Source organism: Pedobacter aquatilis, from assembly GCF_032678405.1.
GTDB lineage: Bacteria > Bacteroidota > Bacteroidia > Sphingobacteriales > Sphingobacteriaceae > Pedobacter > Pedobacter aquatilis_A.
On record NZ_JAVTSJ010000003.1, the window covers coordinates 399,072 to 425,910 of the forward strand.

At 37.6% G+C, this 26,839-nt stretch carries 26 protein-coding genes; 19 read left to right on the forward strand and 7 right to left on the reverse strand.

Annotation, left to right across the window (positions count from 1 at the left end; genetic code table 11):
• Positions 1-49 precede the first annotated feature (49 nt).
• Positions 50-1,558 carry a malate:quinone oxidoreductase gene (locus tag R2R71_RS11070; protein WP_316831324.1) on the reverse strand — a complete coding sequence of 503 codons (1,509 nt, stop codon included), beginning with the start codon at positions 1,556-1,558 and terminating at the stop codon, positions 50-52.
• 228 nt (positions 1,559-1,786) lie between these two features.
• On the opposite strand from R2R71_RS11070, the gene R2R71_RS11075 reads away from it, so the two are divergent.
• From R2R71_RS11075 to R2R71_RS11095, 5 genes are all read left to right on the forward strand, one after another.
• Positions 1,787-2,221, forward strand: coding sequence for a GNAT family N-acetyltransferase (locus R2R71_RS11075; RefSeq protein ID WP_316831325.1), 435 nt, complete (start codon positions 1,787-1,789; stop codon positions 2,219-2,221).
• Positions 2,218-2,568 (forward strand): nuclear transport factor 2 family protein, encoded by a 351-nt coding sequence (locus tag R2R71_RS11080; RefSeq protein ID WP_316831326.1) that lies wholly within the window; start codon positions 2,218-2,220, stop codon positions 2,566-2,568. Before R2R71_RS11075 ends, R2R71_RS11080 begins: the two co-directional genes overlap by 4 nt.
• Positions 2,569-2,809: 241 nt before the next feature.
• Positions 2,810-3,703, forward strand: a complete 894-nt coding sequence (gene lipA / locus R2R71_RS11085) for a lipoyl synthase (RefSeq protein WP_316831327.1) — start codon at positions 2,810-2,812, stop codon at positions 3,701-3,703.
• Between the two features lie 116 nt (positions 3,704-3,819).
• Positions 3,820-4,371 carry an RNA polymerase sigma factor gene (locus tag R2R71_RS11090; RefSeq protein WP_316831328.1) on the forward strand — a complete coding sequence of 184 codons (552 nt, stop codon included), beginning with the start codon at positions 3,820-3,822 and terminating at the stop codon, positions 4,369-4,371.
• Between the two features lie 2 nt (positions 4,372-4,373).
• Positions 4,374-5,231 carry an anti-sigma factor domain-containing protein gene (locus R2R71_RS11095; protein WP_316831329.1) on the forward strand — a complete coding sequence of 286 codons (858 nt, stop codon included), beginning with the start codon at positions 4,374-4,376 and terminating at the stop codon, positions 5,229-5,231.
• Positions 5,232-5,344: 113 nt separating this feature from the next.
• Here the strand turns inward: R2R71_RS11095 and R2R71_RS11100 are convergent, their stop codons facing one another.
• Complete coding sequence (locus R2R71_RS11100; RefSeq protein ID WP_316831330.1) at positions 5,345-6,835, reverse strand: NAD(P)H-hydrate dehydratase; 1,491 nt, start codon at positions 6,833-6,835, stop codon at positions 5,345-5,347.
• Between the two features lie 155 nt (positions 6,836-6,990).
• On the opposite strand from R2R71_RS11100, the gene yiaA reads away from it, so the two are divergent.
• The 7 genes from yiaA (at position 6,991) to R2R71_RS11135 (ending at position 12,222) form a co-directional block, all read left to right on the forward strand.
• Complete coding sequence (gene yiaA, locus R2R71_RS11105; RefSeq protein WP_316831331.1) at positions 6,991-7,398, forward strand: inner membrane protein YiaA; 408 nt, start codon at positions 6,991-6,993, stop codon at positions 7,396-7,398.
• A gap of 121 nt (positions 7,399-7,519) precedes the next feature.
• Complete coding sequence (locus R2R71_RS11110; protein WP_316831332.1) at positions 7,520-8,245, forward strand: gamma-glutamyl-gamma-aminobutyrate hydrolase family protein; 726 nt, start codon at positions 7,520-7,522, stop codon at positions 8,243-8,245.
• A 3-nt stretch (positions 8,246-8,248) separates the two neighbouring features.
• Positions 8,249-8,638 (forward strand): STAS/SEC14 domain-containing protein, encoded by a 390-nt coding sequence (locus R2R71_RS11115; protein WP_316831333.1) that lies wholly within the window; start codon positions 8,249-8,251, stop codon positions 8,636-8,638.
• 70 nt (positions 8,639-8,708) lie between these two features.
• On the forward strand, positions 8,709-10,658 hold the full coding sequence (locus R2R71_RS11120; protein WP_316831334.1) for a beta-N-acetylhexosaminidase: 1,950 nt from the start codon (positions 8,709-8,711) through the stop codon (positions 10,656-10,658).
• A complete protein-coding gene (locus tag R2R71_RS11125; RefSeq protein WP_316831335.1) occupies positions 10,658-11,128 on the forward strand; it encodes a CYTH domain-containing protein in 471 nt (156 codons plus the stop codon). The genes R2R71_RS11120 and R2R71_RS11125 overlap by 1 nt, the downstream gene beginning before the upstream one ends.
• Positions 11,129-11,326: 198 nt before the next feature.
• Positions 11,327-11,791: a BON domain-containing protein gene (locus R2R71_RS11130; RefSeq protein ID WP_316831336.1), complete on the forward strand. Its 465-nt coding sequence runs from the start codon at positions 11,327-11,329 to the stop codon at positions 11,789-11,791.
• An 8-nt stretch (positions 11,792-11,799) separates the two neighbouring features.
• Positions 11,800-12,222 carry an SH3 domain-containing protein gene (locus tag R2R71_RS11135; RefSeq protein ID WP_316831337.1) on the forward strand — a complete coding sequence of 141 codons (423 nt, stop codon included), beginning with the start codon at positions 11,800-11,802 and terminating at the stop codon, positions 12,220-12,222.
• A gap of 158 nt (positions 12,223-12,380) precedes the next feature.
• Here the strand turns inward: R2R71_RS11135 and uvrA are convergent, their stop codons facing one another.
• Positions 12,381-15,224, reverse strand: coding sequence for an excinuclease ABC subunit UvrA (gene uvrA, locus R2R71_RS11140; RefSeq protein WP_316831338.1), 2,844 nt, complete (start codon positions 15,222-15,224; stop codon positions 12,381-12,383).
• 643 nt (positions 15,225-15,867) lie between these two features.
• Between uvrA and R2R71_RS11145 the strand changes: the two genes are divergently transcribed.
• The 3 genes from R2R71_RS11145 to R2R71_RS11155 all read left to right on the forward strand — a co-directional run bounded on the left by R2R71_RS11145 (position 15,868) and on the right by R2R71_RS11155 (position 17,961).
• Positions 15,868-17,334: a hypothetical protein gene (locus tag R2R71_RS11145; protein WP_316831339.1), complete on the forward strand. Its 1,467-nt coding sequence runs from the start codon at positions 15,868-15,870 to the stop codon at positions 17,332-17,334.
• A 101-nt stretch (positions 17,335-17,435) separates the two neighbouring features.
• On the forward strand, positions 17,436-17,708 hold the full coding sequence (locus tag R2R71_RS11150; protein WP_316831340.1) for a hypothetical protein: 273 nt from the start codon (positions 17,436-17,438) through the stop codon (positions 17,706-17,708).
• Positions 17,695-17,961, forward strand: a complete 267-nt coding sequence (locus R2R71_RS11155) for a hypothetical protein (RefSeq protein ID WP_316831341.1) — start codon at positions 17,695-17,697, stop codon at positions 17,959-17,961. The genes R2R71_RS11150 and R2R71_RS11155 overlap by 14 nt, the downstream gene beginning before the upstream one ends.
• Positions 17,962-18,029: 68 nt before the next feature.
• On the opposite strand, the gene R2R71_RS11160 is transcribed toward R2R71_RS11155, so the two are convergent.
• Entirely contained in the window at positions 18,030-18,749 is a 720-nt protein-coding gene (locus R2R71_RS11160) for a hypothetical protein (protein WP_316831342.1), read from the reverse strand.
• A gap of 424 nt (positions 18,750-19,173) precedes the next feature.
• Between R2R71_RS11160 and R2R71_RS11165 the strand changes: the two genes are divergently transcribed.
• Positions 19,174-19,578, forward strand: a complete 405-nt coding sequence (locus R2R71_RS11165; RefSeq protein ID WP_316831343.1) for a hypothetical protein — start codon at positions 19,174-19,176, stop codon at positions 19,576-19,578.
• Positions 19,579-19,678: 100 nt separating this feature from the next.
• Here R2R71_RS11165 and R2R71_RS11170 read toward each other — a convergent pair whose 3' ends face one another.
• Positions 19,679-20,644: a hypothetical protein gene (locus tag R2R71_RS11170; protein ID WP_316831344.1), complete on the reverse strand. Its 966-nt coding sequence runs from the start codon at positions 20,642-20,644 to the stop codon at positions 19,679-19,681.
• 141 nt (positions 20,645-20,785) lie between these two features.
• Between R2R71_RS11170 and R2R71_RS11175 the strand changes: the two genes are divergently transcribed.
• Positions 20,786-21,856, forward strand: a complete 1,071-nt coding sequence (locus tag R2R71_RS11175; RefSeq protein ID WP_316831345.1) for a serine hydrolase — start codon at positions 20,786-20,788, stop codon at positions 21,854-21,856.
• Between the two features lie 51 nt (positions 21,857-21,907).
• On the opposite strand, the gene R2R71_RS11180 is transcribed toward R2R71_RS11175, so the two are convergent.
• Complete coding sequence (locus tag R2R71_RS11180) at positions 21,908-22,951, reverse strand: ferredoxin--NADP reductase (RefSeq protein WP_316831346.1); 1,044 nt, start codon at positions 22,949-22,951, stop codon at positions 21,908-21,910.
• 106 nt (positions 22,952-23,057) lie between these two features.
• Positions 23,058-23,828, reverse strand: coding sequence for a lytic transglycosylase domain-containing protein (locus R2R71_RS11185; protein ID WP_316831347.1), 771 nt, complete (start codon positions 23,826-23,828; stop codon positions 23,058-23,060).
• A gap of 263 nt (positions 23,829-24,091) precedes the next feature.
• Between R2R71_RS11185 and R2R71_RS11190 the strand changes: the two genes are divergently transcribed.
• Together R2R71_RS11190 and R2R71_RS11195 are read left to right on the forward strand one after the other, a co-directional pair.
• Entirely contained in the window at positions 24,092-25,525 is a 1,434-nt protein-coding gene (locus R2R71_RS11190) for a pseudouridine synthase (RefSeq protein WP_316831348.1), read from the forward strand.
• Positions 25,526-25,694: 169 nt separating this feature from the next.
• Positions 25,695-26,810 (forward strand): lactonase family protein, encoded by a 1,116-nt coding sequence (locus R2R71_RS11195; protein WP_316831349.1) that lies wholly within the window; start codon positions 25,695-25,697, stop codon positions 26,808-26,810.
• The last annotated feature ends 29 nt before the right edge of the window (positions 26,811-26,839 follow it).

Sequence of the window (26,839 nt, forward strand, 5' to 3'; positions counted from 1 at the left end):
CTAGTGAAAGTTTTCACTAGCTTTTTTTATTTATATTGAAGTGGCTTAATTAAGCCTTTTCTATTTTTAATATTTTTGATGTCCTGTTTCTGGTTTCTTTGCAAAGCACAGCATCAGCGGCTAATTCCTTACCATAAGTCGGAATCATTTCTTTAACTTTTGCCTGCCACTCCGGTGTTGCAAGGTCTTCTTTAAAGCAACGATTTAATAAATCGAGCATAATGGAAACCGCTGTCGAAGCACCCGGCGAAGCACCCAGCAAGGCTGCAATAGAGCCATCACCAGCACTCACTACTTCGGTACCAAACTCTAAAATACCGCCTTTTTTCTCATCTTTCTTAATAACCTGAACACGTTGTCCGGCGTATTCCAACTCCCAATCTTTTAATTCAGCTGTAGGTAAATATTCTTTTAATGCTTCCAGCCTGTCTTCAGGCGATTGCCTAACCTGTTCAATCAGGTATTTTGTTAAGTCGAGATTATGTAAACCTGCCGAAAGCATCGGACGGATGTTATTAAATTTAATCGACTTCGGTAAATCCAGGAAAGAGCCGTTCTTTAAGAATTTCGTTGAGAAGCCTGCGTAAGGACCAAATAACAAAGCCTGTTTACCGTTAATCATTCTGGTGTCTAAATGTGGTACCGACATTGGTGGCGCACCTACAGCCGCTTTACCATAAACTTTAGCATGGTGTTTAGCAATAATTTCTTCGTTGGTACATTTTAACCACTGCCCGCTAACCGGGAAACCGCCGAAACCTTTTCCTTCAGGGATATCAGATTTTTCCAACAATGGCAATGAGCCACCACCAGCACCTATGAAAACAAATTTTGCAACACGTTTACTTTTGTCGCCACTTTCCAAATCCTTTACTTTAACAATCCAGTTCTCATCTTTATTTTTCTTCAAATCGCGGATTTCGTGATTAAAATAAAGTTTAACATTAGGTTGTTCTTTAAGGTGATTAAACATATCGCGGGTTAAAGAACCGAAATTCACATCAGTCCCCAAATCCATTTTGGTTGCGGCAATTTTCTCGTTCTTCTTACGGCCATCCATAATTAATGGTGCCCACTCTTTAACAAGCTCCGCATCTTCTGTGTATTGCATATCGCTAAACAAATCACATTGCTGCAAAGCATCATAGCGTTTTTTAAGGTAATCTACATTCTTCTTGCCCCACACAAAACTCATATGTGGAATTTTACGAATGAAATTTTCAGGATTTGAAACTAAACCCTTTTCTATAAGATAAGCCCAAAACTGTTTGGAAACTTCAAAATGTTCAGCTATCTGTACTGCCTTTTTTGTCTCAACGGTACCGTCCTTTTTTTCGGGCGTGTAATTTAACTCACAAAAAGCAGAGTGACCTGTACCCGCATTGTTCCATGCATCAGAACTTTCGGCCGCAGCAATATCAAGTCGCTCGTAAATTTCTATACTTAAGTTGGGCTCTAATTCTTTTAATAAAACCCCCAGGGTTGCACTCATTATGCCTGCCCCAATTAAAATTACATCTGCGTCAGTTTTACCAACTGTCTTTTTCTTTTTTGTCATCTTATATTAAAGGAGTTACAAATTTAGAATCATTTTAAACATGTCACGAATTTTTGAGCAATTAATACTCAAAAAATTGCTAAAAAATTAGAAATTAAATTAAAATCAATAAGATATTAACAAAGTTTAAACCAAAACTTTAACAAAATCATTTTTATTGAATTTTATTCCTGCAAAAATTACAGCAAGCAATTAACGCATTAATTTTTTCTTTTTATATTTAAAAACATGGTCAAAATCAGAAAAATTGAAGAAAGTGATGCAAATGCCGTAACCAGCTTGTCAGCACAACTTGGTTACGAAACAACAGTTCCTGAAACGGAGGAAAGAATTAAAGCAACCCGAAATAATCAGGATAATTGTGCATTTGTAGCAACCATTGATGGTAAAGTGGTTGGTTGGATTCATGGCTTTTTCACTATCCGGTTAGAATCGCCAAAATTTGTAGAAATTGCAGGACTGGTAGTTGATGCAAACCATAGAAAAATGAATATTGGCAAAAAACTTATTGACGAGGTAATTGCATGGGCGGAGACCTATAAAGTTGAGAAAGTTAAGGTAAGATGTAATACCCTTAGAACCGGGAGCCATAAGTTTTATGAAAAAACAGGCTTTATCGAAGTTAAAGAACAGAAAATTTTTGAAATGAGTATTGGATTATGAGCGCCAAAGAAATATTAAATTTATGGGTTGAAGCATTTAATGGTGCTGATGTAGAAAGATTAACGGATTTGTATGCTGATGACGCTATTAACCACCAGGTAGCCAACCAGCCTGTTGAAGGGAAAGCAGCAATAAGAGCGATGTTCGAAGCAGAGTTTGCTGCTGCAGAAATGGTTTGTAAGCCCGTTAACATATTTGAAGATAGCGAATGGGCAATAATGGAGTGGCAGGATCCGAAAGGTTTCAGAGGTTGCGGCTTTTTCCAGGTTAAGCACGATAAAATCATTCTACAGCGGGGTTATTGGGATAAATTATCTTTTCACAGGCTTTATGATTTGCCCTTGTAAAGTTGTCGTATTAAGTGCTTTGGCCACCTAAACCGTATTGCAGCGGCATCCCCCAACTTTTTCGTTGGGGATACAGCGGAAAGACGGACCGAACCCAAACCATATGCATTGCAGCACCTTTCCAAATCATTTTTAAACAGGTAATTTAATAGGAAAGCCAGTTTCAGCAGCAAATATATTATTACAACCCTCAAACATTTCTTCATTGCAAGATTTCAATCCTAATCCTTAACTTTGTATCATGATTGATTTACCGGTAGTACCTGCTGTAACTGAAGTTAAACGTAAACCTGATTGGTTACGTGTGAAATTGCCTGTTGGGAAAGAATATGCGCAAGTTCGTGGCTTGGTTGATACGCATAAGTTACACACCATTTGCGAAAGTGGCAATTGCCCGAACATGGGCGAATGCTGGGGAGCAGGTACAGCAACATTCATGATTTTAGGGAATATCTGCACCCGCAGCTGTTCGTTCTGTGCCGTAGCTACAGGACGGCCGCTTGCTGTAGATTTAGATGAACCTAACCGTGTTGCCAATTCGGTAAAACTAATGGGCGTTAAACACTGCGTAATCACCTCAGTTGACCGCGATGATTTAAAGGATGGTGGTTCTATTATCTGGGCACAAACCTTACAAGCTATCCGGAAAGAAAGCCCTGTTACTACTTTAGAAACCCTTATCCCCGACTTTAAAGGCCAATGGGATAATTTATACAGAGTTTTGGATGAGCGACCTGAAGTGGTTTCTCATAACATGGAAACCGTTAAGCGATTAACAAGGCAGGTACGTATCCAGGCAAAATACGACAGGAGTTTGGAAGCTTTGAAAAGAATTTCGGAATTTGGATTAAGAACTAAAACAGGCATTATGCTTGGATTAGGTGAAACTGAAGAAGATATTTTTGAAGCTATGGATGATTTAGTAGCAAATGGCGTTCACATCTTAACTTTAGGTCAGTACTTGCAGCCAACAAAAAACCATCATCCGGTTGTAGACTGGATTCATCCAGATACATTTGCCATGTATAAAGAAGTTGGTTTGGCCAAAGGCTTAAAGTATGTAGAAAGCGGCCCACTTGTCCGTTCTTCTTACCACGCAGAAAAGCATCTTTTTCCGATCGAAGGAATTTCGTAATTCTGATAGGCACACTTTTTATTTAAAAAAGTTTTAAAAATCGCATTCCTGAATGGAGTGTATTTGCAAAACATTTCTTTGCATTCTGTGTTGAAGATTGTATCTTAGCACCAATAGTGACTGCATTAAAAAAATTAACCCTAACTGAGCCCGAACTTGTTTCAGCACTGCAATCGAAAGATTCAGCAGTACTAAAAACATTGTACAGTATGTACTCATCGGCGCTGTATGGCGTTATTTCCCGCATAATTACCAATACCGAACTTGCTGAAGACGTTTTACAGGAGACCTTTGTTAAGATCTGGCAATCGGCATCGAACTATGATAATACCAAGGGCAGACTATTTACCTGGATGATGAACATCGCCCGGAATCTTTCAATAGATAAACTTCGTTCGAAAGACTTTAAGAATTCACTCAAAAACCAAGATATAGAAAATAACGTAAGTTTCGTTGATGAACAAAACAAGGTAACTTTTAACCCTGATTTTATGGGTGTAAAGCAACTTGTAGAGAATCTGAAGCCTGAGTTGCAATCTGTTCTCGATTTAGTTTATTATAAAGGCTTTACACATGTAGAAGCTGCAGAAAAGTTAAATTTGCCATTGGGCACGGTTAAAACCCGCATCCGGTTGGCTATTATAGAATTGAGAAGGAATTTTAATTGAGCGTGGAAAATTTAAAAGCATATATCGAATCCGGAGTACTTGAGTTGTACGTTCTTGGCGATTTATCGCCAGAGGAAGCGTTGCAGGTGGAGGAAATGGCGGCTCAAAACCCTGAGGTGAAAGCTGAAATAGCTGCAATTGAGCAGGCTATGGAGCAATATGCTATGCAAAATGCTATAGAACCATCGGCAGATGTAGAAACTAAATTATTTGAAAAACTTGGTATTAGTGATGAGGAAGATTTAGCCGAAGCATCGGTTTCACCTGAATACGGCGAAGCAGCTAAAGTTATCAGATTAGATGGTAGTGATGGCAAAATAAGAACCTTAAGATATGCCCTGGTTGCCTGTATTGCTTTATTAGTAATTAGTACAGGTGCGCTATTCATTACTTATAACAAATTGAATGATGCTCACGACCAGATTGCAAGCCTTAATTTAGATAAACAAAAATTTGCAGGTGTAGTAAGTAAACTGGAATTTGATATCAAAGGTTTGGATAATATGGTCGCGATGGCCGACAGTAAAGAATGGGCAACCATTCGCATGGCCGGGCAGGCATTCAGTCCAAAATCGAAAATGAATGTTTACTGGAATAAAAAAGATAAATCTGTGTTGATTAATTATGTAGCAATGGATTTACCTAAAGCCGATAAAACACATGAGTACCAACTATGGGCACTAGTAAACGGTAAACCGGTTAGCTTAGGTGTTTTCGGCCGAAGCGATTCAACATCAACTGAAGCCTTGCAAAAAATGCAGGCAATACAGGAAGCACAGGCTTTTGCTGTAACCTTAGAGCCAATGGGTGGAAGCGTTAACCCAACAATGGAAAAATTAACGGTAATGGGTGGCGTTTAAATAACAGCCTCTTTTTAAAATATAAATCCCGGATTTTTTTAATCACCGGGATTTTTTATGTGCCATTGATTTAAAACTTGTAAGTTTTGACATAAAACATAACCAATAGCAGCTTACATAATTTTTTTTATTGTGGCAGAGACTTCTTTTGCCACCTGCGATGCACTTACGACTATACAATCTTCAGCCAGTTTGTCTCCGGCTTTACCATGAACATAATTTGCAAGAATAGCCGCTTCAGTTGCGGAATACTTTTGAGCCAGAAACGCAACCACAATTCCTGTTAAAACATCGCCCATACCACCCTGGGCCATCGCCGGGTTTCCGGTTGGGTTAATGTAAACCTCCCCCTTTGGAGAGCAGGTAAAAGTATACTGATTTTTAAGTACAATGACTATTTTAAGCCGCCTGGCTTCAGCCTTTGCGGTTTGCAAGCGTTCCCACCAGCTTTCATGAAAACCAAACAACCGATCAAACTCTTTCATATGTGGCGTTAAAACCGATAAAGGAGATAATTTTTCCAACAAATCTGTCCGATCGGCTAGCATATTTAAAGCATCGGCATCAACAACCAATGGCTGGCCTGCAGCAATTAAACTTTCCAGTAATTTTTCATTTTCTGCCGAAATACCTAAACCAGGACCTATCGCTATTGCCTGGTATTTTGTAGGATTTTCAATCCTTGTATACTCATCACGCGGTAAGGCCATTACTTCAGGCAAAATAGCGTTTAAAGCAGTTAATCCGCTTTGCGGAATACAGGCAGTTGTTAAGCCCGCACCTGCGTGTAAGCAAGCCATCGAAGTAAGCAAAGCCGCGCCCATTGTATCTGTACTGCCAGCCACTATGAGTGCATGCCCGTAGGTACCTTTATGGCTAAAAAGCTTTCGGGGCTTAAGTCTTTGCGCAATATCATTATGTTGTATCAGGAAAAAACCTGAATCTTGTTGCTGAATAAAATCTTCATCTAAACCAATATCAACTACCTCGTATTTTTCAGTGGCCAGTGCCGATTCAGGAAAAAAGAAATTTATTTTAGGCCGTTGAAAACAAATGGTTTTATAAGCTTTTACGCCGTTATAATCTATAGCAATTTTTTCTTCTGCAGCAAAACCAGTGGGTACATCAACGGCATAAACACGTTTATTTAATTTGTTGATATAGCTTGCAAGCGCTGCATATTCGCCTGTTAAGGCTTTATTTAAGCCAGAGCCCAAAATTGCATCAATTATTAAATCAGTTTTTATACTTTTTAAATCAGAAACTTTATTTATAACCGTCTTTTTACAACGCGACTCATCAAGACGTTGCAGGTTTATGGAAAAATCTTTGCTTTGCTTTTCACTAAAATTAACAATGTAAACCATAAGGTTTTCGCAACCATTATTTAAAAGCAGATGAGCTATCGCCAAGCCATCTCCCCCATTATTGCCCTTTCCACAAAAAATTGCTATACGTTTGGTCGCATCAAATTCATCCTTTAAAAAACATTGAACAAAAGCACGGGCAGCTTTTTCCATTAAATCAATCGAAGCAATAGGTTGGTTTGCGATGGTAAATTCATCAGCCTTTCGCATTAATGCTGAACTAAGGAGTGTTTGCATATAACTAAGATAAGGTTATACCATAATAATGCGAAAGATAGATTTTTGTTTGAAATAAGCCTATTCAAAACTTGTTGAGGAATAATAATTTTAACGGATTATACCTTTTCTGTTTCTCCAGCGTTTTCTATTGAATTAAATTAAACTCTAATCAAATGAATCAAAAACCATCAAATGCATTCGTGGCAGCTGCCTGGATTGCATTAGGCATCGGAATGATTGGCTTTATTGTAGGCCTGTGGCGTTCTGATATGCTTTTAAATGAAAAAGGATACTATTTTACCGTTTTGATGTTTGGCCTTTTCGCTGTGATATCATTACAAAAAGCTGTTCGCGATAAACTTGAGGGAATTCCCGTAACCGAGATTTACTATGGTATTAGCTGGTTTTCAACGTTGTTAACCATTACCCTACTGATTATTGGTTTATGGAACGCCTCTCTTTTGCCAAGCGAGAAAGGTTTTTATGCCTTTGCCTTTCTACTCTCCCTTTTTGGGGCGATTACCGTCCAGAAAAACACGAGGGATATTCAGATTTTTAACAAAACACAGGATTCGCAATAATCCTTTTTACAAACCCGGCAGCTACAATCTGCCGGGTTTTTTATTTAATAAAAATTGCTACATTAACCGAATCGATAATCATTCCCAACCAGGGCGTGTTTACAGGTCAACATATATTTAAATGGCAGATAATAAAATTAGAGTAGGCGTTACCGATTGCAGCAAGTTTGATATTTACAGTAACTGGATGTTATCATACAAGGAAAATATTGAAGTAGTTAAACTTGGCTATAAGCTGAATAATTTCGATGAAATTAAAAAATGCCAGGGTATTGTACTAACAGGAGGCGAAGATGTACACCCCAAATTTTACAACATGCCCGAATATTATCCATACTGTTATGATGACGATATTGATGAACAACGTGATGCTTTTGAATTTAAAGTTCTGAGTTACACCGAAGAAAATCAAATTCCGGTTTTGGGAATTTGTCGCGGCATGCAGGTCGGAAATGTTTTCTTTGGCGGAACACTAATTCCTGATATTGTAACCTGGGGAAAATTTGACCATGCTAAAATGCCTGATAAAAGCGACCGTTATCATGAAATTATGGTAAATCCATCATCCTGGTTAAATAGCATCGTAAATACCGACAAAGGAATGGTAAACAGTAATCATCACCAAAGTACCGACAGAACCGGAAAAGGATTAGTGGTTTCTGCAATTACACCTGATGGTATTACTGAAGCGATGGAAAGGCAAAATCCAAATCAAAAATCGTTTCTTTTGTTTGTTCAATGGCATCCGGAACGATTGAAAGACGAGCAAAGTCCTTTCAGCAAAAATTTACATGAGGCATTTATAAATGCAATAGTTATAAGCGAACAAAAAAATATCGAGGATTAGTTTATGCAAAGCGATAGCGAAAACAATTTGATACAAGGTGAAATAGCCGATTACCTTTTAACCGATGAAGGTATATTGATTTCATACAGTAAAAGCATTTTGCGAACCGTGGAGAACATTGACAAAAATGTAGAACTGGTAAAGAAAATCACCAATAATAAACCCGTACCGCTTTTAATTTACCTTAAAAATTCTCCGGTTCCAGATAAAGCGACGCGTAAATTTTCTACTGAAAAACTACCTGAAATTTATACTGCCATGGCAATGGTTTCAAAACCTGGTCTGGCGCAATTTATCATGAAAATACTTTTCAAATTTCAAAATCCTCCTATCCCCATAAAATCATTTACGGATGATAAAAGCGCAATGGAATGGCTAAAACGTTTTTTGTAGTTCCCATCTAAATCTTTTTTAATAAATTGCCAATTAATATTTATTCGGCTAATCCGCAATTATTATTTAAATGAAAAAAATATTCCTCTTCATTTCCTGCTGCATTTTTGCAGTTAATACATATGCTCAAACCCTAGTAAACGAAACGGAAATTGGTGATGCAGAAAGTACAGTTTCGCAAGCGCAGATTGCCATTATTCCCGAGCCGGTTTCGCTAATGCGTAAAACCGGAACCTTTACCTTACCCGAAAACGTAATTATACAGGCTTTTAAAAGTGCTGAATTAAAGCAATCGATAACTTTTTTATCAGAAAGAATCGGCACTGCAACCGGTAAATTCGTGAGCACAGTCAATAATGCTGCACATCCAACCATTAAACTTATTTTAAATACACAGGAAGATGCACAACTGGGAAACGAAGGTTATAAATTAAATGTAAATCCGACACAAATTGTAATCACGGCAAATAAACCTGCCGGGATCTTCTGGGGTGCACAGTCATTAATTCAGCTTTTTCCTGCTGAAATCGAAAGCAAAGAACTAATAAAAGATACCAAATGGAAACTACCTTGTGTTGATGTTACCGATTATCCAAAATTGGGCTGGCGGGGTTTGATGTTTGATGTTGCCCGCCATTTTTTCACAAAAGATGAGGTGAAACATTTTATTGATGATATGGTGAGGTATAAGTTTAACCTCTTGCACCTTCACCTGGCCGATGACGAAGGTTGGCGGATTGAAATTAAAGGATTACCAAAGCTAACAGAAGTTGGTGCATGGAGCGTAAAAAAGGTAGGCACTTTCGGCGATTTTACTCCGCCTACACCCGATGAACCCAGAACTTACGGTGGCTTTTACACGCAGGAAGACATTAAAGAACTTGTTCAATATGCTCAGGAACGTTTCGTAAACATAATGCCTGAAATTGATGTTCCTGGCCATAGTTTAGCTATTATTGCTTCTTATCCGGAGCTATCATGCACGCCTGAGGCCGTAAATTATAAAGTGCGATCGGGTGAAAAAATTATGGACTGGAGCCGCGGTGCACCGCCAACTGCCCTGGTCGATAATAACCTCTGCCCAGCCAACGAGAAAGTATATAGTTTCCTGGATACAGTTATTACACAAATTGCTAAACTATTCCCTTTCGAATACATACATATGGGCGGTGATGAAGCTGCACATAACTTCTGGGAGAAAAACGACCAGGTTAAAGCGCTTATGCAGCGAGAAGGTTTAAAAACCATCCCTCAGGTACAGGCCTATTTCGAAAAACGCGTTGAACAGATTGTAGTTTCAAAAGGCAAAAAATTTATGGGTTGGGATGAGATCCTTGATGGAGGGGTATCGCCTACAGCTTCTGTAATGAGTTGGAGAGGTATGAAATATGGCATCCAGGCGGCAAATGATAAGCATAATGTGGTAATGAGCCCAACTGAATTCGCTTATCTGGATTATATGCAGGCCGATGTAACAACAGAGCCAAGAGTTTATGCATCTTTACGACTTAATAAAGCTTACCAGTTTAATCCTGTTCCTGCGGGTGTAAATGCGCAATATGTCATCGGTGGACAAGCTAACTTATGGACGGAGCAGATTTTCACTTTTCGCCAGGTGCAATATATGGTATGGCCACGTGCTTTTGCCATTTCCGAATCAGTTTGGAGCCCGATTGAAAAGAAAAACTGGACAAACTTTGTTGAGCGTACAGAAAACCAGTTTAAGCGACTAGACCTTGCTGAAGTTAAATATTCACCAGCTATTTACGATCCGATAATAAATGTAAAACGTTCTCCAGACAGGCAGTTAATGATTGAGTTAACACCGGAAATTGATGGTCTGGATATTTACTATAGTTTTGATAACTCTACTCCCGATCGTTTTTATCCGAAATACACCAGTGCTTTAGTTCCACCGAAAGATGCCAGCATGTTGCGCATTATTACTTATCGCGGGAAACAGCCAATTGGGCGTTTAATCAGTATTCCGGTTGCCGATTTACAGAAAAGAGCAAAATAATGGCCAAAGAAATAGAAAGAAAATTTCTTTTAAATAGAGCCGCATGGGAAAAACTAGAAAAACCCATTGGGAAACAATTACGCCAGGGCTATATTTTAGCTGAACCGCATAAAACGATTCGGGTCAGGATTGCTGATAACAAGGGCTGGCTGACGATAAAAGGTATTTCTACAGGCGCTACAAGATTGGAGTTTGAGTATGAGATCCCAATGGGAGAAGCCATTGAATTGCTCGACAATTTTTCAGAAAACGAACTCGAAAAAGTCAGATATGAAATTGCGCATGAAGGTAAACTCTGGGAAATCGATGTTTTTTCTGGAGATAACGAAGGATTAATTGTTGCGGAAATTGAACTCACCACTGAAGACGAAGAATTTGAATTACCTGCATGGATTGCTGAAGAAGTAACCCACGAAAAGAAATATTATAATTCCAATTTAACGCAACATCCTTTTAAAGACTGGGCGTAATTATATTTTATTCCGATCCTGCTTACCCAACAATCTACGTCTTATATCTATAAATAAAAAATAAATTTCATTTTCAATTAAACACATTACTATATTAGTTTAATCAAAAAATCATCCTTGTTTAGTTTTTGAAGCCAGCCATCCCCAAAAAGCTGCTTTGAGTGATAAAAATTTAAACAATTACATAAAACCAAAAGGATGAGAACAAGTAAACTATTATTGAATCTGGTTATCATAGCCGGACTATTTATGGCGGGCTGTAAACCAAAAGATGCCGAAATTCAGGCCACATTACAGTCAAAAGAAGCCATAGGAATTAACGTTTCTGTATTAAAAGGAGAAGTAACCTTAACTGGTGAAGTAACGAGCGACAGCATTCGGGCTGATGCTGAAAAAATTGCCAAAGCAGAAAAAGGTGTTAAATCTGTTATTAACAAACTCACTATTTTATCACTAGAAAAACCAGTAGTAATTGCAGAAGACCCGGCATTAATTAAAAATGTTAGCGATGTGATTAAAGACTTCCCCACCGTAAAACCAACAATTAAAGATGGGATCATTACATTAAATGGCGAAATCCAAAAAACTTCATTAATCTCCTTGATGCAGAAGTTAAGTGCACTTAAACCCAAAAAAATCGAAAACAATTTAACTGTTAAATAGACTTAACCATGGCATTACAAGAAAAATATAAAGCATTAACTGATGCGGCATCAGCTGCCGGTATAATCGGTTTGGCAGTTAGGGAACAGGATGGCATTTTACACATTGACGGAACTGCGCCAAACGGCATCATTAAGGATCATCTTTGGGATGTTTATAACCAGATTGATCCAAATTTCGCTTCGGGCGACCTGGTATTAAATGTGAATGTAGCAATTGACGCTACGGTAGCTCACGCTAAAGTTATTACACAAAGTAGTAATTTAAATATACGTAAAGGTCCGGGAACTGACCAGCCGATTGTAGGAAAGGCTGCCCACGGCGAAATTATTACCCTGGTGAACAGAAGTAACGATTTGTGGTGGCTTGTAAGGACTGCTGATGGCGAAGAAGGCTATTGCTACGCACAATATTTAGAAGCACAGCCATAATTTTAAAAAAATTGTAACATTCGCCCCTACACTACCATCTTAAGATTAGTTTGCCCTAATTTTAGTTTTAAGTTTGCGCTCGTTTTTTAACGAGCGCATTATTATACTTTAAGTTGTATCGCACTTTGCTTATTTCACAACTTATTTTCCTAAAATAATTACAAACCCATTTCTTTCTTCAGAAATTTTCCGGTTAAACTAATCGGATTCTGGATTAGGCCTTCAGGTGTGCCTTCGAACAAAATTCTACCGCCACCAGCGCCACCTTCTTCTCCCAAATCGATCACCCAATCGGCAACTTTAACCACATCAAGATTATGCTCAATTACCAAAATTGTATTCCCCTTATCAACCAATTCCTGTAACACGCCTAAGAGTACATTAATATCTTCGAAATGCAAACCTGTGGTAGGTTCATCTAAAATGTAGAAAGTTTTGCCGGTATCTTTTTTAGAAAGCTCTGTGGCCAGCTTAACACGTTGTGCTTCTCCGCCCGATAAAGTAACCGACGATTGCCCTAAAGTAATATAGCCCAGGCCAACATCTTTCAATGTCTTTATTTTACGGTAAATATTTGGGATATGCTCAAAATAAACGCAGGCATCTTCAATACTCATATCCAACACATCGCTTATTGATTTTCCGCGATAGCGAACTTCAAGTGTTTCACGATTGTATCTTTTACCGCCACACTCTTCACAGGGAACCTGTACATCGGGAAGGAAATTCATTTCGATAACCTTCATACCACCACCTTGGCAGGTTTCACAACGACCACCTTTAACATTAAAAGAGAAACGACCCGGTTTATATCCACGAATCTTCGCTTCAGGCAACTGTACGAAGAGATTCCTGATATCTGAAAATACACCTGTGTAAGTTGATGGGTTTGAACGCGGTGTTCTTCCAATGGGCGCCTGATCAATTTCAATAACTTTATCAATCTCCTTTAAGCCACTTATTTTCTCGTAAGGAAGGGGTGTTTTCTTCGCCCTGAAAAAATGGTGATTTAAAATCGGGTACAAGGTTTCGGTAATTAAGCTCGATTTACCACTACCCGAAACACCCGTTACTGCAATAAACTTACCTAAAGGAAAATCAACAGAAACATCTTTCAGGTTATGCCCGCTTGCTTTGGTAATCGATAATTTATGGCCGTTACCTTTTCTACGGTTTTTAGGTACTTCTATATTTTTCTTACCACTTAAATAAGCAGCAGTTAAAGTATTCGATTTTAAAATTTGCTTGGCAGTTCCTTCCGCTACAACTTGCCCGCCATGTATACCTGCACCAGGACCCACATCAATTACCCAGTCGGCTTCTAAAATCATATCCTTATCGTGTTCTACAACCAAAACGGTATTACCTAAATCACGTAAGTTTTTAAGTGCATTAATTAGCCGTTCATTATCGCGCTGGTGCAAACCAATACTTGGCTCATCGAGAATGTACATTACGTTCATCAATTGGGAGCCAATTTGTGTAGCTAAACGAATACGCTGCGCCTCACCTCCTGAAAGCGTACGGGCAGTACGGTCTAAAGTTAAATAGGTTAAGCCTACATCGGTAAGGAAACCAATCCTCGCTTTAATCTCTTTTAAAATTTCTTTGGCAATGATGTTCTGACGCTCCGTTAATCGCTCATCAACATTTTCGAACCACTTGTACAGTTCATTAATATCCATTGAGGCGAGGTCGAAAATATTCATCCCATCAACTTTGAAATGAAGGCTCTCTTTTTTCAATCTTGCACCGTTACACTCCGGACAGGTTTTCAGCTTGCGAAAAGCTTCCATATCATCAACCGCAGCTTCTCCCCTTTTCTCGTTTTGCTCTTCGAGCATTTTAATTATACCATCGAAAGTGATGTTATAATTCTGAACGTTCCACTTATTGTATTCAACCTCAACCTTAATTAAATCGTGTGTACCATTTAATATGATGTTAATTACCTCATCGCTCAGCTTTTCAATCGGTGTTGACAATGAAAAGTTATATTTTTTTGAAAGTGCCTTTAATACCTGAAACATCCAGGTGTCACGATATTCCCCAAGCGGAGCTAAACCACCGTTTAAAATGCTCAGTTTCGGGTTCGGCATCACCGATTCCTTATCCACTACGAAAATGTAGCCCAATCCATCACAACGCTCACAGGCACCATAAGGCGAGTTAAAAGAAAAACTGTTTGGTTGCGGCTCATCGTAGGATATACCTGTTGTTGGGCACATCAGAAATTTACTGAAATGAGCAACATTGTTATCCTTATCACTAATCTTAATTACCCCTTTACCCATTTTCATGGCCGTTTGCAGTGAATCGAGCAATCGCTTTTTATCTTTTTCATCGATTATTAAACGGTCGATAACGACTTCAATATCATGGATTTTATACCTGTCGACCTGCATTTTGGCGGTAATGTCTTTTATTTCGCCATCTACACGAACCTTCACATAACCCTGTTTACGCACCTGCTCAAAAAGTTCTCGGTAATGGCCTTTCCGCCCCTTTACAATAGGTGCTAAAATATTTACGGCAACACCATCAAACTTTTTATAAATATTTTGGAGAATCTGGTCTTCGCTCATGCGCTCCATTTTCTCACCCGTATTATACGAATAGGCATCGGCCACGCGTGCATATAGCAAACGCATAAAATCGTAAATCTCGGTTATGGTACCAACTGTTGAGCGTGGGTTTTTGCTGGTGGTTTTTTGCTCGATGGCAATAACCGGGCTTAAGCCCGAAACCTTATCCACATCGGGACGCTCCATACCGCCCATAAACTGACGGCTGTAGGCGCTAAATGTTTCCATATAGCGGCGCTGTCCTTCGGCGTAGATAGTATCAAAAGCAAGTGAAGATTTCCCGCTACCACTTAAACCGGTAATCACAACCATCTGGTTGCGGGGAAAACTAACATCAATATTTTTTAAATTATGTACCCTCGCACCGTAAACTTCTACATCTTTTTGCTCGCCGAGGTCGATAGATTTATTGCTCATATTTTATTAAAAATTGGGGAGGATTTAAGGCTGAAAAGCACCCGAATTCCAATCTGCAAAAATGCTAAAAATTTTATCAAAAAGAAAGTGTAAGTTAAACTGTATTAAGGATTAATTGTCATAATTATTTGTACGCTTTTTAATAATGATGTTGACATTTTGAAAGGCTTTATCTACTAACATTAAGCACCGCTAAGGGTTTTGTATTTTTTTGTTTTTGATTTCTCAAAGCGGATTAATTGTTTGAAGCTTGGTTTAAATTTATTAGTTTTAGAGTAATAAATTTTACGCTACTCTCTTTTTGCTTACTTCATCTTTTGGGGTGGTTGTGTGCTATTTGGGTAGCGCATATAAGTAAGTTAGCAGCCATTTATGACGAAATCCTACATATCAGACATAGTAAAACTGTTTGATACTGAATTCATCCTTCAATTCGGTGATAGAATAGAATATTCAAAGGATATGGACATTTTAATTGTTAGTAATGACTTTGAAGGAATATCAACTTTAAAACGAAGAGAACTAATAAAAAGGATTGATGTAAACTTAGACCCAATCTGTTTAACGACTCGACAATTTGAAAAGCTTAAGGAAAGCAAATCAAGTTTATTAAATTGTATTCAAAAAACACAGACATTGCTATATGGAAATAAAACAGCTCTTTTCTGAACAAATTTCAATTGTTCAAAATTTATTACTTGACAAAATTTCAGCAAGCTCCCAAAAAGGAACCCTCAGTAATTTTGAAAGTAGATTCATTAACGAAGCACTAGTAACAGTAGACAAAGTGTTGGATTGCGGCTTCTTGGAATCTCACGATAGAATTATACTTGAAAAAAGCTATAGATACGGTTACGACATAGTTCACGAAAGACTAAATTATTATTCAAATTACTATTACTCATATGCTGACATTGCAAAAGGAGATATAAACTCACAACAAGGTGCTTTTCTGAAAATTAACGCAGACACATCAACTATGTTGTCGACTATTCTGGGCTTTAACAGACGTATTTGCGGAATTGGAGGTTCCACAGATGATTACTTTGTCGAAAGAATGCCTAGAGTTTTATGGGCGATACAATTTATTTTAAAGAATAAACTAAGCGAAATTTACCTTCCCGCACTATATGTTCTTATCAATCTTGAACAGGTTCTGAGTGAGTATTTATTTTGTTCAGACCAACAATATAAGTCAAAATCAAAGGAACTATTAAATGAAGTGGAATCCTTGATAAATCAAATTGTCTCAACAGATGACGGAAATGATATATTAGTAACCAATTTGCAGTTAAGTTCATTTTTGACAACACAAAAAATCCGAACTTATAATGCACTCGCAAAAGATTTGAACTTGGTTATAACGGATATAACTGAAATTCCTGAATTAAAAACAGAGCATAAGCTTCGCATTTTAACATCATTATTCCAACTAAATAGAGAACAATTTGTGAATTTATTTGAAAGTAACCTTTCAAATTTAGAACAAGATATTTATCGTTCAAAACCAGGACTAAATAACATTCTTTTTTTACAGTGTCTATCATATTACTGTTATTTGAAACCACAATTCAATGAGATAGAGTTAAATTTAAACCCATTAACTAACGGTAAAATTGACATAACGAACAATTTGAAAAATATATTCAATCAATATGAGGAATCACATAAAGAAACAGTTAATGAAGCTGAAATGAATTTACTTCTTGGCTATAATGATGAAACTCTTAGAACAAAACTTGCAAACACAATAATAGGTGTTGATAAAGGTATTTTAGAACGAGAAAGGCAAAAACCTCACGGAGTTTTTGAAATAGCGGATATGGAACTGCGTGTGAGATTAAACCAAGAAAACTATTTCTTGTGTATGCCATTTAAGTCTGGAATTGAAATTAAAAGCCCAACAGTTCCTGAAGCCATTTCTTATCAAATATTCAGACCCTTTATTCATTTTGACAGGACAATTGTAATTTTCGTAACTGCAAAGAGATGTTCTCAAAACTTAATGAATTATATAAAAAGAATGCAGGACAAACTGGGCTGGGCTATTGCTGTAATTGAAAACGAAGAACTAGCAAAACTGCTTAAAGTAAATGGGCAACTTAATTAAACGGCTGCTAACCCCCTCTAGTTTAATTGTTCGCTTTTTGCCTCTAATCTGAGAGTATATGCGCAACTGGTTAGCGTGTATAAATAAGTTACTGTAATGCTATGAAAAACCTAACGCAAATAATTAACAGTTTTTCTGATTGGGAAAAACCATGGACATTTTACAAATCCATTATGGAAAATCCAGGTATTACAGAAATTGAGAAAGAGTTCTTTTCAAAAGTATATAAAGAGGCTTCAAAGTATGAATTATGGAATTTTACTGATTTAACAACAGGAGCTGAAAACTCAAAACAATTTTTAAAGAATAATACAAATTTTGACCAAAAAGCCGTGAACCAAATAGTAAATTCAATTGCTTATGAATGGCGATGAAAAAGTTTTTGAAAAAATCCTAACGCCCACTAATTTAAGTTTTCGCTTAATCACCCCTTTAAATACGCCTACTATCTATTTGAATGCTCCTACTGCCCTATTTACTCTCGCCACAACCTTATTTACTTTCGCCACAACCATATTTACTTTTGCCGCTGCCTTATTTACTCCTGCCAATGTCCTATTTACTTTTGCCAATACCTTATTTAACTCAGACAAGCCTTTATTGAAGATTACATGTGCTTATAAATAACAAACAGGCACCCGGATTATGCTCTAACCAGAATGCCTGCTGCTTAACGAAATAGATTAATCTATTTTTTATCGTTTTTTAAAAGTGAAACCTGTAATTGCATTATAAAAGGGGTTATCTTTTGCTAATGTTGCCCTTACATAGCGTTTAACGTTGATTACTAAATCTGCCAGTCCGCTGTTAGGCGCATAAAATATTTGGTAACGTTTGTTACGGGCTTCCTCTAGCGGAAGTTTTGCGGCAGCCACACTACCATTTGTTGCCTCCATATCTGTCAGAATGGAATTTAAATCTTCGATGTCTATTCCACTACCCGATGTGGCGTATTCGCCACTTGCCGATAACACATCGATGTATTGTTTCAGGTTTTCTATTCTGCTATCGAAAGAGAGTTGCGATTGCGATACATTTTTTTTAGGGATATCGGCATCTTTTACAGATTTAGATTTCTTAGAAACGCCCCGAATCTTATCTGCCAGATTTTTAGCGGTATCTATTTCTTTCGGATTGCTGATGCAAACTTTGTAGAAGTTTAAGCTTCGGGTTATTTTATCATTTAACAAACTAAATACAAGTGTTTGTTTATCTACAGCTGTGCTATATGGAGGTAAAAAAGTGCTCACCTCTCTCATTGCTTCTTTGGCTGTTGTTAAATGGTTGCGTAAATTTATTAGGTGTAGCTCCCGCTTAGGTGGCATATAGAGGTCACCTAGTTTCGATAGTAATTCTAAAAAATCTTCGTAATCTGCTAGTTGTTTTGCAAAGCCAACTTCTGATGTTGATGCCATAATATTTGGTTGTTAAGGTTAAAAATTAAATTGGGCGGGAAGATTTTCGGTTCGGGATTTTGCAGCAATTTTAATTAGATATTTTAAACGAGCATCGGGATGCTTCTCTCTTAAAATAAGGCCGAATGGCTAAGGTTTTTTTTTATTTTAAAGACCTTTAAAGGGTTGATTTCTGAGCGATACTGTTGCGAAATCTTACAGCAATATTGTAAAAATAAATCAGCTTTCAAAAGATTTATACGAGTTTGAGCTGTGCTGTGGTTTTTACAATGGCCTACCCATTTTAAGAAAAGCGTTTTGATTATTTGCGGCGCAACTTATATTTATTAGTTTTAAGAAATGAATTTTACGCAACGCTCTATTTGCTAATCTCTCGTTTCTGGGATGAGTATGTGTAGTGGATTTATAAGTTAGCCATAATTTCATGAAAGAATCCGAGAAAAAATATTTTGACAATGGCCAGTTGGAATTTGAGTATGAAATTTTTAATGGAATAAAACATGGAAAATTCATTCGGTATTTCGAAGATGGAGAAATTGAAATGATTGGAAACTTCATAGATGGCAGACATGCCGGTTTATGGACAGAATATTATGAAAATGGTCAAATTGCAGAAACGGGTGAGTACATAAATGATGAATATTGTGTAGATAATTTTTGGACAGAAAATGGCGAACAACTATTAATAAATGGCACTGGAAAAACAATTAGAAAATTTGGAGCAACACAAGGTGATGTTTATGAGCAATATTTTTTAAATGGCAAATTTACTGGAGAGAAGAAAATTGAAGGTGTTGGTTATATGATGTTTAAACCAAAAGAGGATTAAAAAACTATTCGTAACCCCACTAGTTTAAGTGTTCGCTTCTTCAGCGGTCACTTAAATTTATAATGCAAATCGAATACTTTATCTAGAATTATAAAATTAACTACTCCCTCCCTCTATTTCTCAAAAACCCCGACGATAATCCAAAACGCATATAGGCGTACTTATCCTGAAAATAAATATTGTAATTATCCTCTCCATAATAACCAACCGCAGCCATTAAAAACACATTATGCATAAATGGGAAACTGTAATTAAAGTTAATTTCGGCATTTAGTCGCTTTTGGATATTGGCAATATTTTTACCGGGGATGTTATTAACCGCATAAGAAAGTTCTGCATTTAACCTCCACGTTTCTTTCTCGCTCTTTCTATTGTGCTGCATTAGCGATTTTCGTTCTATTTCATCATATCTTCTAAAAGAGAAATTATACAATAATCGGGTAAAACCGAAACCATCATCCAAAACCGGTTCGTACCTAAAAAGTTTATGTGTTTGAAAACCCACTCTGTGGTTTAGGGTGTAATATTTGGCATCGCTATCAGCAGATTTTATCAAATGTCCAAACCGATAAGAAAGCGTTAAATAATTAGCATTGAAATTCCCGTTGAAGGTGTTTATACTTCCATCCAGGTTTCTTGCGTTCTGGTCTTGTCCGTTAGAATGGTGCGTAAAAGCCAGTTCAGCATATTTATAATTATTGGGGTTTTGATTTAAGCGAGCATACAAAGCCCCACCCAAACGGTAACTCGGCGTACGAACAGCAGCAGAAAATTCATTACGCACCCGAACCGTAAAATCGGGAATAATAGAAAGCGCTATTGGCGATTTATAGCTACTCAAAAGCATATAAGTTGTCGTTAATCGACCATTGATTACATATTTAGTTGGCGCACCTATTTCTCCAAAAGGTGATGTATAAGCCAAATCTGCATTTTCTTTATAGAGGCTGATGAAAGATTTATTGGCTTGTTCTCGTTTAAGTTGCAAAGAATCAGTGTCAATTGCCTGGGCGAAAAGCAATATTGGACAAAATATAGTAATTAATAGCAGTAGCTGTTTGTTCATTAACCTATAAACGTTGGTAAGCGCTTAAGGGTTTTTGGAATTTTGGAAAAGGTAAGAAATGCTTAAATTAATCCAAAAAAAACAACCACCCCACCCTTTAAACTTTCTCTAAAAAACCAGTCAAAGTTTAAAACGAACATTATGAAGAATCTAAACCTATTGTTGCTCATTACTTTATCATTTGTAAGTTGCAAAAAAGGCAACAACCCAACACCCACTAATCCGGATACGGGGCTTTATTTCCCGGCAAATACTGGTAGTACCTGGGAAACAACTTCTACAACACAATTAGGCTGGAATGCTACGGCCATTGCCGACTTAAAAACTTTCCTTGCGCAAAAGAATTCGAAATCATTTATGATTCTGGTAAACGGTAAAATTGCAATGGAAGAGTATTTTAACGGACATTCTTCGACAGCCGAATGGGAATGGAACAGTGCAGGCAAAACGCTGGTATCGGCCACAACAGGGATAGCACAACAGGAAGGTTTACTTAGTATTGGCAATAAAGCGTCAGATTATTTAGGAACTGGATGGACGAGTATGCCTACCGACAAGGAAAGCCTCATCACCATAAAGCACCTGTTAACAATGACGTCAGGCAACGATGACACCAAACAACTGGTGATAAAACCAAACTTAACCTATGTAGCCGATGCGGGAACAAGATGGGCATACAGCAATGTTTTCCAAAAACTAACAGATGTTGTCGCCAAAGCAAGCAATAAAGATTTTGAAACTTACTTCAACGAGAAACTGAAAAATAAAATCGGGATGGATGGTTTCTGGAATTTCGGAACAATTTATACCATTTACCACAGTACAGCAAGAAGTATGGCGAGGTTTGGCATTTTGGCTTTAAATAAAGGAAAGTGGAAAGAAGACCAAATTATTAACGAACCTTATTTTACCGAAAGTATTAATACCTCGCAAAGCATAAATCCATCATACGGTTACCTGTGGTGGCTAAACGGAAAGAGCAAGTTTATGATTCCGGGCGAACAGACAGTTTACAATGAATTCTTAGTACCAAATGCACCTGCTGATATGTATGCAGCTATGGGCGCTAACGATCAAAGGATATATGTTATCCCAAGTAAAAAGATGGTAATTGTGCGGATGGGGAATGCCTCTAACCCGAGCAATCCAAATTTCGCAGTATCTGGATTTGATAATGATTTATGGGCTAAAATAAATGCTGTTATAAATTAAAGAAAGGTTAATGAGCTAAAAATAAATTTTCTATTTTTCACAAACATAGTGCTACCATTCAACTGTTGTTCCGTTTTCCGTTGGGTGGCCGGTGCAAACCAAAACCCTTCCCCTTTCCAATTCATCGTCCGTTAAAACTTCGTTGTAATCCATACGTACACTTCCTTTGGTGCAATTGGCTACACATGTACTGCACACGCCACCCCGGCAGCTGTACGGCAACTTAATTTTATGTTCAAGAGCAACATCAAGAATTCTTTTGGGCCATGGAATAGCTAAATGGTATGTTTCGCCTTTGAAATTTAAGATAACTGAATAAGTATTTTTATCAACCACTTTTTCCGAGCTGTCATCTTCATCAATTTCATCCTCGGGTAATACAAATGTTTCCCGTTTAATTTGTTTAATATCGAAACCCATACCCAAAAGCGTAATGCGGCATAAATCCATATAAATAACTGGCCCACAAGTGTAAAACAGTGCATTTTCCCTTTCATAAGTTAAATGCTCTTTTAATAACCTTTCGATGTAAAATTTATTTAACCTGGCGGTTAACAGGTTTTTACTGTTGCTGAAAACGAAGACGATTTTTAACCGTTCAGGATATTGTTGCTGCCAATAATTCAGTTCATCGTAAAACAAGGTATCCTCTTGCGAACGGTTACTGTAAATAAGCGTAATCCGGGAGTACTGTTCTCTAACCAGCGCTGTTTTCATGATGGAAATTAAAGGTGTAATCCCGACACCGGCGGCGAAAAGAAAAACATCGCGTTCCAGGTTTTCGTTCGGCAGGTAACTGAAAATCCCTTGTGGCTCTTGCGCGGTAAGGATATCGCCAACAGCCGTTTTATGATGCAATATTCTGGAAATTTCGCCATTTTCTACTCTTTTAACAGTGATAGCAATTGGTTCGTTTACATCAGGCGAACTATTGAAGGAATACGAGCGGCGGATTTCTTTGTGCTTTCCTTCGAATGTTAGTGATATAAACTGACCAGCCAGGTATTTTGGATACTCCTGTTCTATTGGCGTAAGCTGAAGTGTAATGTTTTCGCCTGGTTGGTTAATAATTTTATCGATTCGAAGTTTATACATATTACAAAGAAAGGTATTTAGTATTAAAGCGGAAAGCCGAAAGCGGAATACAAAAAAAGCGTCCCGGGTATCCGGGACGCCTTACCAAATGCTTGTCTTTTATATACTATTCGGCATTATATGCCAGTAATTCTTTCGGTTTATCGTAACCGTAACGTACGGGATGTTCAATAATCTGTTTCATTGAAATTACTTTGTAAACGTAACCACCGGTTTCACGGTTAAGCCTCATTTTGTAGTAATTATCCTGATTCTGATTATTAATTTGCTGGCGTAAGCGGCCATCGCCAACATTGTATGCCGCAGCAACCAATGTCCAGCTTTCTAAACCTTTATACATTTCTTTAATGTATTTGCAGGCCGCAACGGTCGATTTACGCAGATTGTAGCGTTCGTCGGTTTTTCCGTTAACTTTTAAACCATAATTTCGGGCTGTGCCAGGCATAAACTGCCAAACACCTGCTGCACCTTTCGGCGATACACCGGCCTGCATACCCGATTCTACTAAAGCTAAATACTTAAAATCGTCAGGAATTCCATATGCAGCTAAAATAGGCTCAATAATCGGGAACCATTCCGCAGCTTTTCGCTGTAAACGGTGCGTTTGCGTATTGCCATAAGTATGAGCTGCAAGGATTTTTTTCATTTTGCGTTCTACCTTTTTGTCGCCAAGAGGGAGGGTTTCATCAGCAAAATTTAATTGTGCCATTAAAGATTTTTTCTCTTTTACAGGCTTTTCAATTGGGGTTATTGTAGTGTTTAAATTCTCTTTTTTTAAAAGACTTTGTTGTGCTAAGGGCATTTGGTAAGCGAACACTTTTGCCAAAATAAATAGTGCTGCCACTATCGAAAATGGTACTATGTGTTTCTTTATCATCTTCCTCCTTTTTTTGGTGAACTTATAAAAAACGTTGACAAAGGTAAAAATTAATAATCAGATTACCAATTAGTTACAAAATTATGTGCAAAAATCAGCCTTTAAAGTGCTTTAAACGTGGATTTTAAATTTTGATTTTCAACCTGATTTTACTATTTTAGAGGCTATTTTTCGATAAAATTTTATCGGCGCTCCTGATTGATAATTCAAGCTATTTTACATAAATTTGCAGCCCGCATTTTAGATGTGGTTAAAAGCGTATCATGATAAATAAAAACAACAGGAACAGTCGGGATGACAAGTCCAAACCGGGCAGCCGGAAAACCGAAGGCAGAAGCAATTCTGGCGGTGGCGACAGAAGAAGAACAGAAGATAAAGAAGGTGGCTTCAGAAAATCATCTGATTCGAACTCAGGCTTCAAACCCAGAAGCACAGACAGCAGAGATTTTAAATCAAAATCTTTCGGAGACAAAAAAGATTTCAAACCAAGGGGCGACCGCAATTTCAAATCGCGAGATGAAGAACCTAAAGCCTTCAAATTTGGCGACAGGGAATTTAAATCAAAAGATTCTTCATCAAAAGGAAGCGACCGCGATTTTAGACCGAGAGAAAATAGTTCAAGAGATTACAAAGCAAAAGGCGACAGAGATTTTAAATCAAGAGATGGTGGTGCAAGAGATTACAAACCAAGAGGAGAACGGGATTTCAAATCTAAGGATGGAGATTCGAGAAATTTTAAACCGAGAACTGGTGAAAGGGATTTCAAGAAAAAAGAAGGTGGCTACAAAGATTTCAAATCAAGAGGAAACAGAAATGACGATTTCAAGCCTAGTGCGGGAAGTTCAAGAGATGTAAAGCCAAGAGAAGGTGGCGACACTAGGCCTTTCAGAAAACGCGAAGAGCTTAAACCAAGAGATACTGAATTTAATCGCGAAGAAAGAACAGTAATTAAGCCTGGCCGTAAAACAAATGAAGATAAAGGCTTAATCCGCCTGAACAGATATATTTCAAATGCAGGCATTTGCTCACGCCGTAAGGCAGATGAGCTAATTGCTGCAGGCATTATTACCGTAAACGGAGAAGCTGTAACCGAGCTGGGACACAAAGTAGATCCGGCAAAAGATTTGGTTCGCTATAACGGCGAATTACTTAAACGCGAAAAGAAAGTTTACGTATTGTTAAACAAGCCAAAAGATTATATCACTACTACAGATGATCCGCAGGAACGCCGTACCGTGATGCAATTGGTAGACAAGGCAAGCCGTGAACGTATTTATCCTGTAGGCCGATTAGACCGTAATACAACAGGCTTATTGTTAATGACCAACGATGGTGATTTGGCTGACAAGCTATCGCACCCAAGAAATGGCATTACCAAAATTTATAACGTAGAATTAGATAAAGCTTTATCACAAGGCGATTTAAATAAAATCCAGTTTGGTTTAGAACTGGAGGACGGTTTAATTAAACCTGATAACATTTCTTATGTTGCTGGCGGAACCAAAAAAGAAGTTGGTATTCAGATACATAGCGGCAAAAACCGAATCGTTCGTCGTATTTTCGAACATTTAGGCTACAATGTAGAAAAGCTCGACCGCGTGGTTTACGGTAATTTAACCAAGAAAGATTTACCAAGAGGCAGATGGCGTTATCTTGAAGAGCACGAGTTAATCCAGATAAAACATCTTATTAAATAATAACTAAGGCAATCGAAAGGTTGCCTTTTTTATTGCAAGCTATAACCATCAAAAAATTTATCTAAGACTATGTTACGACACCATTTTTAAGCTTAACTTAATGAATAGCGTTTAACACTAAGGACATAAAATTATTTTCTGATATTTGTTATTAACCAATAATTACAAAATGAAAAAATACAACCTATTGCTCATAATTATGTCCCTTTCTTTCCCGGTATTGGCACAGCAAACCAATTATAATCTTTTAATCGGAACCTATACCAATACGCCTGCTAAAAGCGAAGGGATTTACACCTATAATTTTTATACTGTAAACGGTAGCGCTAAGCAAAAATATGTAACAAAAGATGTAGCAAATCCAAGTTATATTGCTTTATCGCCTGATAGAAAATTTGCTTATTCGGTTAATGAGACAGGTGCAACAAGTTCAGTTAGCGCATTTAAGTATAATGCAAAAACGGGTAGCCTAACATTTATAAATAAGGTAGAAAGCGAAGGAGCTGATCCATGCTATGTAACTGCCGACAACGATAATGTAATTGTAGCCAACTACAGTGGTGGAAGTTTAGCGGTTTTTAAACGCAAAGCGAATGGCTCATTAAGCAGTGCCACACTTGTAATTAAACATTCGGGTAAGAGTATCGATCCGAAAGGAAGGCAGGAGAGCGCTCATGTGCACATGGTAAAGTTTACCCCAGATAAGAAATTTTTAATCTGTAACGACCTGGGAGAAGACCGCGTTTATATTTATAGCTATAATCCAAAAAGCAAGAACCAGGTACTAACATTAAAAAGTGTTTTAAGTACGAATCCGGGAACAGGCCCACGTCATATTACTTTTTCACCTAATGGAAAATTTGCGTATTTAGCCCATGAGTTTAATGGCAGCATAACCGGATTTTATTATACTAACGGAAGCTTAAAAAAAATTCAGGAGATTGGAACAAGCCCAAAAGGTTTTGAAGGACGAATTGATGGCGCTGACATCCATGTTTCTGCTGATGGCAAATTCCTTTATGAAACAAACAGAGGTGATGCGAATACTATTTCAGTATTTTCAATCCTTTCTACAGGCATTTTAAGATTCGTAGAAACGGTAAGCACGCTTGGGAAAGGACCACGAAACTTTTCTATTGACCCGAGTGGAAAGTTTTTATTGGTTGCACATCAGTACACAAATGATGTTGTAATTTTTAACCGTAATAAAACTACAGGAAAATTAACTGATAGTGGAAAACGCATACAAGTTGGCGCACCGGTTAACCTGGTTTTTACTAAGTAAAACTACTCTAAAACAAAAAAGACTTGCCC